Origin of the sequence: Corallincola luteus (genome assembly GCF_004336975.1) — a bacterium.
Lineage (GTDB): Bacteria > Pseudomonadota > Gammaproteobacteria > Enterobacterales > Neiellaceae > Corallincola > Corallincola holothuriorum.
In genome coordinates this window covers 1,430,670-1,444,339 of the sequence record NZ_SJXE01000001.1, presented here as the reverse complement: position 1 = coordinate 1,444,339, position 13,670 = coordinate 1,430,670, and the positions used below count along the sequence as shown (strand labels likewise).

Here is a 13,670-nt window from a genome sequence, read left to right as displayed (position 1 = left end):
GCATAGTTCTAATTTGCTACATCTGGTAATTACAATTATTTACAAATTCCGTTACGTTACTTGCCCACAAGGATTTAACATTTCAGTGTGCCCTAATCGGATTAGAAGATTTGATGAAATATCTAAAGAAGTTTTTCAGCTTTATTGGCAAAGCGCTGACCACCACCCGTTCGGTATTAACCAACTTGTTGTTTGTGGTCTTCCTGCTGGTGTTCCTCACCACCCTATTTGCTGACAAAGGGCCTAGCATGCCCGAAAAAGCAGCCTTAATACTGAGTATTCAAGGCAATGTGGTAGAGCAAAAAGTATCAGTTGATCCCGCAGAAGCCTTCACTAAACAGTTATTAGGCGGTAAAGAGAAGCCAAAAGAAACGCTACTCAAAGATATAATCTTCGCCATCGAAAACGCTCAACATGACCAACGCATCAAAGCATTAGTCATCGAAACCCGTGACATGGCGCCCACTGGCCTCAACAAGTTGCAAGCGATCGGTGCCGCCATTGAGGCATTCAAAGCTTCCGGCAAGCCGGTGTTTTCTATCGGTGACTACTACGCACAACATCAATATTATCTAGCCGCCCATGCGGATGAGGTCTATCTCAACCCCCAAGGCATGGTGATGCTGGAAGGCTTCGGGCGCTATCGCACCTACTTCAAATCGTTGTTGGAAAAACTAAAAGTAACGCCCCATGTGTTCCGCGTTGGTACCTTTAAATCCGCGATAGAGCCTTATATTCGTGATGATATGTCGCCAGCCGCAAAAGAAGCCAATATGGCCTGGATGAATGACCTGTGGACGGCGTACAAGCAGGACATTGCGACACAACGAGGCCTTGACGAAGAGAAGCTGAATTTCTCCATCCAGTCGCTATTAAGCAACTTAAAAGCTGTGGATGGTGACTTCGCACAGATGGCACTGAACACGGGGCTGGTTGATGGCTTGAAAACTCGTGAAGAACTGCGTCAACCGATCATTGAGGTGGTTGGCCAAGATCCTGAGCACAAAAGCTTCAACCAAGTATGGTTACAAGAATATCTAGCCGTTATTCGCCCACACCAGGCTCCCCATGAGCATAAAGACCGCGTCGGCATCGTCATTGCTAAAGGCACCATCTTAAATGGTGACCAACCAGCGGGCACCATTGGCGGTGATAGCACTGCGCGTTTGCTTCGCCAAGCTCGGCTGGATGATGCAATTAAAGCGGTTGTACTGCGCGTGGACAGCCCAGGCGGTAGTGCTTTCGCCTCAGAGCTGATCCGAAACGAAGTTGAAGAGCTGAAGCGAGCAGGTAAACCTGTGGTCGCATCAATGAGTACCTATGCAGCCTCCGGTGGTTACTGGATATCTGTCAGTGCTGATGAGATATGGGCGGCACCGACCACCATCACTGGCTCCATCGGCATCTTCGGCATGATCACCACGATAGATCGTGCCCTTGATCATATCGGCGTGCACACAGACGGCGTAGGCACAACGGACATTGCCGGGTTAGGCATTACCCGTCCGTTAGATCCTGGCGTCAGCGAAATCATCCAGCGCACCATCGAGCACGGTTACCACCAGTTTATCGGGCTGGTTGCTGAAGAACGTGAAATGACCCCTGAGCAGGTCGACAAGATCGCTCAAGGCCGCGTTTGGAGCGGTAAACAAGCATACGAACTCGGCTTAGTAGACAATTTGGGCACACTGCAAGATGCAGTGTCTGCAGCAGCTGATTTAGCTGGTCTCAGTGCTTATGATGTTGATGAGGTTCAGCGCCCCATGAGTTTCAGAGAACATTTGGTCAATCAACTGCTTAATGGCAGTGCCATGGTCATGGCTAACGAACAGGGTCAAGAGTTCAGTGGTTTCCAACCCCAGAGTCAGATCATGATCGAGTTAAAGCGCATGTTTAGTGACCTGTCGGTACTGAATGAGCTAAATGATCCAATGGGTGCCTATGCTCGTTGTCTGGGCTGCGAAATCTATTAAACTCATAACAATTTTTCTCATCTGAAAAACGTTAAAAAGGTCGTATTTGCCAATGGCAGATACGACCTTTTCACGTATGCTAGCAATATGAAAAGACGTAAAATTTATATCGCCTATACAGGCGGCACTATCGGTATGCGCCAATCTGCCCATGGCTATATTCCCGAACCCGGCTTCCTACAAGACGTGTTGCAGAAAATGCCTGAGTTCCGCCGTGAGGAGATGCCCGATTTTGAGATCCATGCCTATCAGCCGCTGATTGACTCATCTGACATGACGCCGACCGATTGGCAAAATATTGCTGACGATATTGCTCGTAACTATGACAAATATGATGGTTTTGTTGTCCTGCATGGCACAGACACCATGGCATATACTGCCTCGGCGTTGTCATTTATGTTGCAAGACTTAGATAAACCCGTGGTAGTCACGGGCTCACAGATCCCGCTGGCTCAATTACGCTCTGATGGTAGAGAAAACTTGCTGGATGCCCTTTTCTTGGCAGCCAACTACCCAATTCCAGAGGTATCTCTGTGCTTTAATCACACGCTATTTCGTGGCAACCGCACAACTAAAGTCCACGCCGATGGCTTTAATGCCTTCGGTTCGCCAAACTTTCCCCCGCTACTTGAAGCGGGGATCCAGATCCAATTAGTCAGTGGCGAAGTGAAACGACCGTCAGGTAGGCCTCTGCGCGTTCAATCCGTCACATCGCAACCGATCGGTATGGTCAGCCTATATCCAGGGATCTCTGCAGACGTGATCGCCAATATCTTACGCCAACCGGTCAAAGCCATGCTGTTACACAGCTATGGCGTAGGGAATGCGCCGCAACATAAGCAAATGCTCGAGCTGCTCAAGCAGGCATCGGATCAAGGGATCATTTTGGTGAACTGCACCCAGTGCCTGAAAGGCAGTGTCAATATGGATGGTTATGCCACAGGACAAGCATTGCGAGATGTTGGTGTGATCAGTGGCTATGACATGACCACAGAAGCCACGCTGGCGAAACTGCACTACCTACTCAATCAAGCACTCTCCCCTGCGCAGATAAGAGAAAAAATGCAGATAAGCTTAAGAGGCGAGCTAAGTAAGCACTAACGCCTTTAGCGACGCAGCACACCTTTCTGGCCGTAAAACTCCGCGCTACCCGGCGCCTTTACTAATTAAAAGGCGCCATTTTCTTTTAACAGAGCAAAAATTCCTTCAGCCATTTGCTGATAACCTTGTTGATTGAAATGCACATAATCAGATTTCAAGCTTGGTGAGCGTTGAAGTGCCGCCATTAAATTACCGTCAAACACCAGATCGTACTCTTCTGCTAATTCTCGATATAAAGCGGCAGAGCTGGAGAACAAGCTTTTTTCCGGTATGCCGACTAATACCACTGGGATCCCTCTGCCCTGTGCCATCTCGATCATCTTTGCCAAGTTCTGTTTTGTCTCGTTAGCTGGGCGATTCTGAAGAATATCATTCCCGCCTTCAATCAAGAGCAATAGCTCCGGCATCGTCTGATCCAATAGGAAAGGTAAACGCTCGATACCTTGTTTAGTCAGCTCTCCCGAGACCCCGGCATTTATCACGTCACGGCCACTAAGCTCCGCCAATACTGACGGATAGCTATAAATACGCTCAACGCCATAGCCTGCTGTCAGACTATCACCAAACGCCAAAATACGCGCACCATAGGGTAGCGGTTGTAACTTGGGCTGCGAACAACCGGATAAAGTCATAGTCATTATGACTAATAATGTTGCGAGCCAATTGCAACGACAGAACACTGCTCTCTCCTCTTTTGCTATCGTCGGTAAATAAAGCGCCAGAAACAAAAGAAGCACCCGAAGGTGCTTCTGCAAACCAAAACATCAATGGGTCTAAGCTGTTAAAGCACGCTCAAAACGCTTCAACGCATCTTCATCCGCTTTCGTCACAGCGCCCGCTTCTAACCACTGCCAAAACAGGTTCTCTACCGAACGCTCGCTATCACCACTGCCATTCATACGTGCTTGTAACAGGGTCAAACGCAGTTGCTGGCGCAGCGCATCACTATTATTGGGCGAATCGAGCCCTGCCAGTAGCTCTGCTTCGATAGTCAAGCGTTCACGTATCTCTGCATCAGCCGGCTTTTCTGCGCCCTTCTCTTGCCACTGTTTGACAGTTTTTTGCCAACGTTCAGGCAATGACTGCAATAGTTCATCACTATTCGCCGTCACCGCTTCAATCAATACTTGATAGTTTCGCTGTTCCTGCTGTTTTTGTCTGGCCGCAATCGCTTCCATGGCTTGTCTGCGCAGATCATCCATTTCAGCTTCCAACTCGCGACGGTCTCGATGAGCGGTCTCACCAATAGCGTCGGCAGCTTGCTGCGCCTGAGCAATACTCTGACGTAACGCCGCGTCATCTTCAGCGGCTGCGATCGCTGCCGCAAATTCACTAAGCACGACTTTATAAGCGTCAGCATTACTCTGCCACTGCTCTCGTTGCTCGGTACGTGAGGCATTGCGCTGCTCGCGGAGCTGCTGCCCCACATACTGGAAACGCTGCCAAAGTGACTTTTCATTCGCACCAGCATAACCGGCATCACGCCACTTTTTCATCAAGCCATCGAACTGCTCGGAGGAACCCGTGGCATCGGAAAGATCGAGCGCTTCTGCTTGTTTAAGTAGCTGCTGTTTCTGTGCTTCATTCACGCTATACAGCTGCTTCAATACATCGGTAACTTTACGCGACGCTTTTACAAACCGATTTTGCACCGCTTTCCGCTTGGCAAAATCAATCTCGCCGCACTGACGCCACTTATTGGACAGCTGACGATACTTTGATTCAAGATCATTGAGTGCCAGCGGGGCCTCTTTGTGCTGTTCATACAACGCCTGAACCGCTTTGATCACCTCTTCACGCTCTTGCAGGTGCTTCTCCCGCTCCTGCTGCTGCTCACCATAAAATTGACGACAGATCTCAAACGCTTTTTCACTTAGCGTATCAAACTGCTCCGCAAGCGGTGTCCAACTTGCTTCGTTACGATCCACTTCCAGCAATTGCCAACGACGACGAGCGTCTTTAACGGCATCGGCCTGCACTTTTGGATCCTCGGCGGGAGATTCAGCAAGCGCCTTAATCTCTTCCAGTAGCGCATCGGCTTTGGGTGCCGCAACCAATTGATGCCACTCCAACAACTCCTGCTCTACCGCCGCTAACTTCTGATAACGTTTATCAAAGCGACGCTTAGCCTTATCAGATAGCAATGCATAAGGCTTTGCCAGACGATGAAACTCTCGCACTGCCACTTTTAAACGCCCTGCTTGTTGATGGCGCTCAGCTTTACCCAGAAGCTTGTCTACGGTTTCTTCTGCTTCTTTGCGCATCCTAAACAGGGCTTTCTTAGCTTTTTCCAGTGGCGTGGTCAGCTCGTTGACCTGCACACGTAAACCGTCAGGTAAAGGTAAGTCTGAAACCGCTCGCCATTGTCCGCGCCACTCGGCTAGATCGGTCAGGAAAGTCTCGCTGTCAGCATCAATCTGTTGCAACGGGGCAACTAGCGCTTCTGCCTTAGCCAGCTGGGCAGGTAAGTCCTCTAGCTTGACAAGCTGTTCAGTCACGTCCGCTGCAAGCTTGGATAGTGCCATCCAATCTGATTCATTTAATGCTTCAGCGCCTAACTGTTGTTTGAGAGCTGATAACACTTCGGTAAGCGGCTGAATATCAAACGCTTGCTGCTGTTCGATCAACTTATGGATCGCTTTGATATCAACCTGTAAGGCTTCGAAGCCCCCACGCAACATAGCGGCATTTTCTAACTTTTCGTTTGCCGCTTTTTCTTGCGCTTCCGCCTGTTGCCATATTGCCATTAGCTCCTCTAACCGGGCATAAAGGCGTTTAGCAATGCCTTCATGTTTGGCTTGCCACGGCGCAAGCAGTTCCAGTGGCTCCAGCTCTTTGGCTAATGACTGCCAACGGATCTCAAGCTCATTGGCTTTGTCACCTAATGAACGTTGCTCCACCGCCTGTGGCTCGGTCAATTTTTCCGTGACCCCTTGCAGCTGCGCTAACAGCAGCCGGGCTTGCTCATTTAACTCTGCTGGACGCTCTTTAGCGCGCTGTAGCGCTTCAAGTTTGGATACAAAAAACGCTTGTACTTCACTGTTGCCAGCCTTTTTTGCCAAGCGGCGCATCTGCTTTTCATCATCAATCTTGGTAGCAGCCCAAAGCGCTATCTCCGTTGACGGATCGGAATCTGCCGCATCAATGTAGCAACGGGCTTTGTTAATACGTTCTAGAGCCGACTGACGCAAGCTGTCAGCAGGCAGTTGCCGCCAAACAGCTTCGAGGTATTTACGATCCTTACAATCACTGACAAAAGCGGAGACTTGGGCAGTATCTAGCGGAGAGGCTGCAGTGATGATATCTGTCACATGTTGCAACGCCGCCTTCTTCAGACCATCGTCACGCTCTTCACCGGCTGCTAACCACCACAGTGATAATTCATTTAGTTTTTCCAGCGCCAAGCGTCTAACCTGACGGTGACCATCGTTGAACGCAAGCTCACGGAGAATGGTGCGATGGGGTTGATTACTGCTGTCGAGTTCAGCAATGGCGGATTGACGTTTAGCTGGGTCTTTATGTTGCCAGGCGGGGCGGAATAAATTTTTAAATATCATCGTGTCTAAACCTTGCGATAGGCTCTACTGTCTGTCCCTTGAACTGCTGCTTTAAATCGTTCTTGGATAGATGTACCAAGGATCCGTCTTTAGCCACGTTCATATGTTGTGTTTGGTCTAATTTGGTCGCCTGATAGGCGATCACCAACTGCATCGCGTTCTCTTTTTGCTCATCAGAAAGCGAATTGCCATCGGGCCACTTACCAAGTTCTACTGCGGTTTTCAGCCGCTGGTAGCTTTCAAAATCGAGTTTGTTCACCAGCTCGATAATATCCATTTAATAAAGACCTATTGTTTCTTACTAAAAATCAACCAGATACGCAGTGCGATATACCAAATAAAGCCTGCGGCTGACATCGTTTGACCCGCTGTACGTTGCCAATCAGTTTGCAACTCACCATCAAAAAAGGTGACGGCAAAACCTCCAACAAACAGCAATAATGCCAGGAACTGCTGTGTCATGATCCGCTGCTGGCGCTTAATAGCAAAAACCCTCTGCTGACTCGCCCGCTTCTCATCATCCATATCGCCAAATGCGTAACCGCAATGCTGACAAACGTCTGCTCGATCTGAGATCCGTTTGTTACAACAGGGACATGGAACAATCGCCATCACACCTTCCTCTTACTAAGCCAAAAACGAAAGAGAGGCATTATGAAATAATTGGCGTTCGATTAAAACTAAAAGGCCCCATCTTGGGGCCTTTTAGTTCATCCGAGTTAATCTTTTCGCTCACTTCGCTGCTGATAAAAATCAGTCCAATAGTCAGCGACGGTGGTTTTCATCTCTCTGCAGAGGATCATGATGCCGAACAGGTTTGGTAGCGTCATCAGTACGATAGCCACCGCAGCCAAATTCCAGACAACGGTAGTATCAGCAACCGCGGCCCATAAGAAGCCGGCACAATAAAAAACCCGATACGGCATCACAGCCTTAACGCCGAGCAGATAGGTCACCGCCCTATCACCATAATATGACCATGCGATAGCAGTTGAGAACGCAAATAGCAGCAAACCGATAGAGACAATGTACTTACCGTAATCCCCAAAAAAACCTTTCGTAAACGCTTTGGTCGTTAACGCCGCAGAGTGCAACAGGGAACGCCCAGTCACTTCCAGCTCTGAGTTAACCAATTTGCCTTTCTCGATCTTCATCTCGCCACTGTAGGGATGGCCGCCAACTAAATAGATGACATCTTCGGCCACCGAATGCGCATTGATCAGCGTATATTCAGGGGCAATGGCAACACCATCCTTAACCGTAACACTGCCGGTATAGGGCTCAACCTTGGCCTCATTACTACCGATAAGGAAACTGGATAAAGCGACCCTATCTGCTTCCGCGGTGTCTGTGTATTGGCCACTCAAATAGCGCATATCCGCTGTTTGGAAGCTATTTTGATGTTTTTCCGTCCACACGCCGGACGACAAGATCACCAAGCCAGTCAAAGTACAAACAATGATGGTATCGATAAAAGGTTCCAGAATAGACACAATCCCTTCCGATACTGGCTCATCAGCTTTAGCTGCGGCGTGAGCGATTGGTGCAGAGCCTTGACCCGCTTCATTAGAAAACAGACCTCGCCCAACCCCTTTATTGAATGCATAAGCAAACGATGCCCCTAAAAAGCCACCCGCAGCAGCGGAACCAGAGAATGCATCAGAGAACACCGAAACCAAAGAGGGAAGAATATTTTGATAGTTATAAAAAATAACTGCGAGAGCACCGATGACGTAGATAAACGCCATCAAAGGCACAATTCTCGAGGTCACTTTCGCGATACGATGGATCCCACCCAAGATAACCAAAGCGAGCAATACCGTCAGTACGCCACCAGTCAACAAAGGTTCAAGCCCAAAAGTGGACTCCATGCTGCTGGCAATATTGTTAATTTGCGGCAGGTTTCCGGTACCAAATGAGCTAATCACGGTAGCGATAGCAAAAATAACCGCCAGCCATTTCATATTCAACCGGCGATCCATGTAATACATAGGCCCACCCGCCATGGTGCCATCGGCGGTTTTCACCCGGTATTTATGTGACAACGTCACCTCAACAAACTTAGTCGTCATACCGAAAAAAGCGGTCGCCCACATCCAGAACAATGCCGCAGGACCACCAATATGGATCGCCAAAGCAACACCGCCGATATTGCCGGTACCCACAGTGCCGGAAAGCGCAGTAGTTAGCGCTTGAAAGTGAGTGGTATCACCCATCGCACTCTTTATATCGTACTTGCCACGAACCACTTTCCACGCGTGACCAAAATAACGGATCTGAGGAAACTTTAAGTAGACGGTGAAAAACAGCCCCACGCCAAGTAGCACGAATGGAAACCAAGCGGCGGAGCCGAGGAATCCATCTAACATCAATAGAAAATCATTTAGCCCCTGCACGGCAGCCTCCCTGGAAAATATTGTTATAAGTTAATTTTTTGTTATCAAAAGCATACTAGATAAGCTGACATCAGTTTACCAGCCCTAAAATTTGCTTAGGTTGCACAAGGAGTGAGCAACCGATTCAGCTTCCGTAGAAAGGGTGTTGACAGCAAAGATCCCAGACATTAAGATGCGCGCCGTTCCTTCTTAGAAGGACATCTACTCCCCTGTAGCTCAGTTGGTTAGAGCGGTGGACTGTTAATCCATGTGTCGTCCGTTCAAATCGGACCAGGGGAGCCACATTACATAGCAAGTTTATTCCCCTGTAGCTCAGTTGGTTAGAGCGGTGGACTGTTAATCCATGTGTCGTCCGTTCAAATCGGACCAGGGGAGCCACATAAAAGAGCCCAGCAATTATGCTGGGCTTTTTTATGTTTAAGCCAGCAGATAAAGCATCTATTTGTTGAGCTGGTTCATCCTTCCCGAAAAATATTCTTAACCCATTGTAAAGATTACTGACTAGCCCTAGGGTTGGACTACTATTTCCTCTATAGTTAATTTCTAAGATAGATTTGCATATATCTGATTTAACAGGGATAGACAGTTAGAGGCAGTATGAAAATTCAAAGTAAAGCGCTCTTTGTTAATGTCTTTATTTTGCTCCTGCTACTCATCGTGATGTGGGCAGGGCAATACCTTTCTGTGATCAATCAAATTGAGTTCCAGAAGGAACAGCTCTATTCCAACGCCAGGTTACTGCTTGAAACATCGCAAGAACACACACAAGCAAAGCGCAATACCCAGCTGAGCCAACTGTCTGGCTACTTGACGCTGTCGGTTATCGACGTCAATGGCAATGTCATTGCATCCTATGAGAAGCAACCCAGTTTTCAGTTCCCGCTAGCAAGTATCGCCTCAGCACTAGGCTTAGGTGCATCGAAAATGCAAGCCAATGCAGGTAGCAACGCGGTCGTGATCATGCCTGATTTCAGCCACCTGCAGCTAAGCTTTATCCGCAATATCGCTTTTGAGACCATGGCGTGGCTAATTATGTTAGTGGTCAGTATTGTTTGGCTTAGAGGCAGTTTGCACAAACCACTGCGCAGCTCGGTCAAGGAGCTACAGAAACTGTGCGACAAACTCAGTCATGCAGAAAAAGATTTCCAGATGGGCTCCGGCATTGCAAGCGAGTTCAGATCTATCGGAGAGGGACTACAAGCGATCCAAAAAGGGGTTGTAGAACGACTACATCAAACAGAAGAGGAACTGACTCAGGTACGGAAAACGGCCTATGTTGATCATCTGACCGGCTTACCTAATCGTAGCCAATTTATGCTCGACATCCCTGAAATGCTGGCAGACGAAAGCGGTAAACAGTTTGGTATCATGGCCGTAGTGCGCACAACAGAGCTAGGAAAAATAAACGCTGCCAAGGGCTATACTGCGGGCGATCAGTTCATCAGTATTCTGGTTGACGCCGTAAAATCTGTTGCCAGTCATTTTCGAGGTTCAAAGATCTACCGACTCAACAGTTCTGACTTTGCCATCGTCCTTCACCACTTCTCCCATAAAGAGTGCGACGAGTTAGGCAAACAGTTGCAGGGACGGTTAAATGAGATCCAGCGACAATACGAATTAGAAAACACCGCTTTTATCGGCATGGCTGGTTTTGCTCAAGGTATGTCAGTAGGCGACCTATTGGCACTTTGTGATACCGCCACCGGCCTAGCCCAAAGTAAAGAAGCCAACGCTTGGCATTTCCAAAGCGACTTAGTAGGTACTGAGGTTTTAGGCGAACAAGGTTGGCGAGAGAATCTGGAGCAGCTAACCAAGAAAACCGATTTCACCCTGATCTCGCAAGCTATTCAGCCGTTGAAGCAAGGCAAAATATACTCTGCGATTACCCCGCGTTTCACCAATACCAATGGCGACGAACTGCCCTATCGCTCAGCATACTCAATGGCAGAACGATTACAGCTTTCAACCGAGCTAGATAAAGCCGTTATTGCCGCCATCTTGGCGTTGATCAAAAAGCGTGGTGGTGACGAATATTACGGTATCAATGTCTCAGTAACCTCTGCTCACGACTCCTCGTTTTTGGTTTGGATTGAAAGGATGTTGGGCAAACACGGTAAGTTGGCACAAAGGTTAACCTTTGAAGTGACTGAGCAAGGCCTGCAAAGAGATCTAAAATCAAGCCGCCGTTTTATCGATGTCATTCACCGCACGGGTGCCAAGGTCACAGTAAAACAATTTGGCTTAGGCATGACCTCATTTAAGTTCTTTAAAGACCTAAAACCTGATTATGTAAAAATCGATAAGAGCTATATGGACGAGATAGAACATGATCGAAATATTCAGTATTTCTTGCGCCTGATTATCGATATTGCCCATCGGCTTAGTGTCAAAGTGATTGCAAGCGGCGTTGAATCACAAGAGCAAAAATACGTACTTGAAGGGATGTTTGTAGACGGTATTCAGGGGCAATATATTCATCGCGCAGTTCCCATCTCTAACGCCGAATAGAACAAAGCAACCAAAATAATAAAAGCAAGAGTAGTGAGGTTTCAGCTACTCTTGCGCCAGTAACCCGTCTAATGAACGCTCCAATTGCGCCGCTTTCGGCAGATCAAACAAGCCATTCGCTAACGCGTCAACGTGCTTCAAACGACCACTGATCACATCGACAAACTGCTCAACCACTCGACAATTTGCGCTATACCAGATATCTCTCTCATTCCATTCGCCATCATTTACCGCTTGACCATCGACGAGTACCGGATTAAATCGCCAGTTATCCCCCGGACGAAAGCCACCACTTAACTCTAAACGCTTCTGCTCACCCACCAAAGTGAGATGTATCTGGATCCCAGTCTCTGGCAATCGGTATTGCTGGGCATCTAACATCAACCCTTCATTTTCCAACAATACGCTGACATTGCTTATCCCCTCACCAATATGATGGTGAAGCAGCGTGAATGGACCAAGGCTATGGATCAAATAGGAGAGCGGATGAGCAACGATATCGAGGAACCAACCCACCGGGGTTTTCTCCATAGGAAAGCGACTGCCAACCGATAATATGGCGCGAGACAACGGGCCAAGCCCGTTACCAGCGAGCTGTTCATTGATCACAGAGGCCGTCTGCAGAAAACTAAAAGGATAATTAACAAAAGTGGGAAAGCGTCCTAGCCCAGCCAACGCTCCAGGCTCAATCCGCGCACCAGATAGCGGCTTTTCGCACAACACGGGGCGGTCAGAGAAGTGTTTGAGATACCCCAAATGCGTCGCGGTAGGAGATGCAACAACGATAATGTCACAATGATCTAACTGGTTAACATCAGTGGCAGCAACCGGGATCCCCTCTTCGCTGGCCACACGTGCCGTGCCTTCAGGGCTGACGCCCATAATGGCAGCGATCTCATGTCCAGCCTCTCTAAAGGTGCCAACATGCACTCGACCCCAAGACGTACCTATGATGCCTACTTTCATATTTGTAATTACCGCTCAGTCAGGTATACCAAGTCTATCTTTCTGATTTAGCTTAGCCTTTTACAGCAACAATCGCAGTATTGTTTTCATCTTCAATGATTTTTCCAACGGCATCAGCGCTCTCCTTAATGCGCCATTGACTGATCACCACACCCAAAATAATAACGCCTGCCGCGACCATTTGTTGGCCATTTAAACGTTCGCCTAAAAGCAAATAAGCAAACAGCAAGCTAAACACGGGGATCAAGTTGACATAGCCTGCTGCGGCGGTCACTTTAACTTTAGATATCGCGTAGTTGTATAGCAAATACGCACCTAAAGTCACCACCACGCCTAAATATACGATAGCCAACAACGCTTGACCGCTTACACTCTCTGGTATTGGCACCCAAAATAGCATTGGCGCAAAAAATATCGCCCCACAGAAGGCTTGAAAAGCCGTTAACGTCAACGCTGGATAGCGACTGCTAAGGTGCTTCAAGTTAATGCTATAGATAGCAGCACATATCATTGCCAGAAACTCAAGAAAGTTGCCCCATAATGCATTGGGCGCATGGGCATCCGCTGTTCCCGCCAGAGTCAACCAGAGCACGCCGGCAATAGCAGTAGCAAAGCCGATGATCATATTTCGATTAACCCGTTCACCGACACTAAACCAAGCCATCACTGCCACCAATAGCGGTAATAACGCGGTGATCATGCCAGCTTGCCCGGCAGAGGTATGACGCATCGCTTCTCCCTCCAGTACAAAATAGAGGCAAGGTTCACACAGCGACATGATGGCGAGGCGTTTCCAATCACCGGCTTGATAACGAAACTTCATCACAACTTTAAATACCAAAGCAAAACAGAACGTTGCTAACAGCATTCGGCCAAAGATCACCCATACAGGATGCATCTCATTAATGGCATACTTCAACGCAATAAACGAGCTCCCCCAAAGCAGCATCGCCAGGATCAACGCGAACGAGGGTAATCTGTGATTCATGAAAATAGCCTAAACTTAATTGACTGGCGGATCCTAGAGTAAAAGCCACCTTAGGCAAAGCGTAAATTAGCATCCAAAGGTTGAAAAACGAGCAATATAAAACCCCACGATGGGGCGGTTGTTAAGCGCGTGTCAAAAGCGGATAATACGCCCACTTTCAATCATTAAGATGCCAAGGTAA

Annotated in this window: 10 protein-coding genes and 2 tRNA genes; 5 read left to right on the top strand and 7 right to left on the bottom strand. The window is 48.1% G+C overall.

Annotated elements, in window-relative coordinates; all coding sequences use genetic code 11:
- The first annotated feature begins 113 nt into the window (after positions 1-113).
- On the top strand, positions 114-1,973 hold the full coding sequence (gene sppA / locus EZV61_RS06460; RefSeq protein ID WP_114337908.1) for a signal peptide peptidase SppA: 1,860 nt from the start codon (positions 114-116) through the stop codon (positions 1,971-1,973).
- An 87-nt stretch (positions 1,974-2,060) separates the two neighbouring features.
- Positions 2,061-3,074 carry an asparaginase gene (ansA, locus tag EZV61_RS06455; RefSeq protein ID WP_130565921.1) on the top strand — a complete coding sequence of 338 codons (1,014 nt, stop codon included), beginning with the start codon at positions 2,061-2,063 and terminating at the stop codon, positions 3,072-3,074.
- Between the two features lie 65 nt (positions 3,075-3,139).
- Here ansA and EZV61_RS06450 read toward each other — a convergent pair whose 3' ends face one another.
- The 5 genes from EZV61_RS06450 to EZV61_RS06430 form a co-directional block, all read right to left on the bottom strand.
- Entirely contained in the window at positions 3,140-3,712 is a 573-nt protein-coding gene (locus EZV61_RS06450; RefSeq protein ID WP_131414665.1) for a GDSL-type esterase/lipase family protein, read from the bottom strand.
- Between the two features lie 135 nt (positions 3,713-3,847).
- On the bottom strand, positions 3,848-6,631 hold the full coding sequence (locus EZV61_RS06445; protein WP_131414664.1) for a DUF349 domain-containing protein: 2,784 nt from the start codon (positions 6,629-6,631) through the stop codon (positions 3,848-3,850).
- On the bottom strand, positions 6,621-6,908 hold the full coding sequence (locus EZV61_RS06440; protein ID WP_114337904.1) for a YeaC family protein: 288 nt from the start codon (positions 6,906-6,908) through the stop codon (positions 6,621-6,623). The genes EZV61_RS06445 and EZV61_RS06440 overlap by 11 nt, the downstream gene beginning before the upstream one ends.
- A gap of 11 nt (positions 6,909-6,919) precedes the next feature.
- Complete coding sequence (locus tag EZV61_RS06435) at positions 6,920-7,243, bottom strand: hypothetical protein (RefSeq protein WP_114337903.1); 324 nt, start codon at positions 7,241-7,243, stop codon at positions 6,920-6,922.
- Positions 7,244-7,350: 107 nt separating this feature from the next.
- A complete protein-coding gene (locus EZV61_RS06430) occupies positions 7,351-9,027 on the bottom strand; it encodes an alanine/glycine:cation symporter family protein (protein WP_114337902.1) in 1,677 nt (558 codons plus the stop codon).
- 205 nt (positions 9,028-9,232) lie between these two features.
- Here EZV61_RS06430 and EZV61_RS06425 point away from each other — a divergent pair.
- The 3 genes from EZV61_RS06425 to EZV61_RS06415 all read left to right on the top strand — a co-directional run bounded on the left by EZV61_RS06425 (position 9,233) and on the right by EZV61_RS06415 (position 11,535).
- Positions 9,233-9,309, top strand: a tRNA-Asn gene (locus EZV61_RS06425).
- A gap of 19 nt (positions 9,310-9,328) precedes the next feature.
- A tRNA-Asn gene (locus tag EZV61_RS06420) sits at positions 9,329-9,405 on the top strand.
- A gap of 219 nt (positions 9,406-9,624) precedes the next feature.
- On the top strand, positions 9,625-11,535 hold the full coding sequence (locus EZV61_RS06415) for an EAL domain-containing protein (protein WP_131414663.1): 1,911 nt from the start codon (positions 9,625-9,627) through the stop codon (positions 11,533-11,535).
- A gap of 45 nt (positions 11,536-11,580) precedes the next feature.
- Here the strand turns inward: EZV61_RS06415 and EZV61_RS06410 are convergent, their stop codons facing one another.
- Together EZV61_RS06410 and EZV61_RS06405 are read right to left on the bottom strand one after the other, a co-directional pair.
- Positions 11,581-12,501 (bottom strand): Gfo/Idh/MocA family oxidoreductase, encoded by a 921-nt coding sequence (locus EZV61_RS06410; protein ID WP_114337900.1) that lies wholly within the window; start codon positions 12,499-12,501, stop codon positions 11,581-11,583.
- 52 nt (positions 12,502-12,553) lie between these two features.
- The gene (locus EZV61_RS06405) at positions 12,554-13,489 is read right to left on the bottom strand and encodes a DMT family transporter (protein ID WP_114337899.1); all 936 of its coding nucleotides are present in this window, start codon (positions 13,487-13,489) and stop codon (positions 12,554-12,556) included.
- Between the last annotated feature and the right edge of the window lie 181 nt (positions 13,490-13,670).

Excerpts from the sequence above, each read along its gene's own strand:
- EZV61_RS06405 (WP_114337899.1), bottom strand. The coding sequence starts at position 13,489 with ATGAATCACAGATTACCCTCGTTCGCGTTGATCCTGGCGATGCTGCTT.
- EZV61_RS06435 (WP_114337903.1), bottom strand. The coding sequence starts at position 7,243 with ATGGCGATTGTTCCATGTCCCTGTTGTAACAAACGGATCTCAGATCGA.
- EZV61_RS06415 (WP_131414663.1), top strand. The coding sequence starts at position 9,625 with ATGAAAATTCAAAGTAAAGCGCTCTTTGTTAATGTCTTTATTTTGCTC.
- EZV61_RS06410 (WP_114337900.1), bottom strand. The coding sequence starts at position 12,501 with ATGAAAGTAGGCATCATAGGTACGTCTTGGGGTCGAGTGCATGTTGGC.
- EZV61_RS06445 (WP_131414664.1), bottom strand. The coding sequence starts at position 6,631 with ATGATATTTAAAAATTTATTCCGCCCCGCCTGGCAACATAAAGACCCA.
- EZV61_RS06450 (WP_131414665.1), bottom strand. The coding sequence starts at position 3,712 with ATGACTATGACTTTATCCGGTTGTTCGCAGCCCAAGTTACAACCGCTA.
- EZV61_RS06440 (WP_114337904.1), bottom strand. The coding sequence starts at position 6,908 with ATGGATATTATCGAGCTGGTGAACAAACTCGATTTTGAAAGCTACCAG.
- sppA (WP_114337908.1), top strand. The coding sequence starts at position 114 with ATGAAATATCTAAAGAAGTTTTTCAGCTTTATTGGCAAAGCGCTGACC.
- ansA (WP_130565921.1), top strand. The coding sequence starts at position 2,061 with ATGAAAAGACGTAAAATTTATATCGCCTATACAGGCGGCACTATCGGT.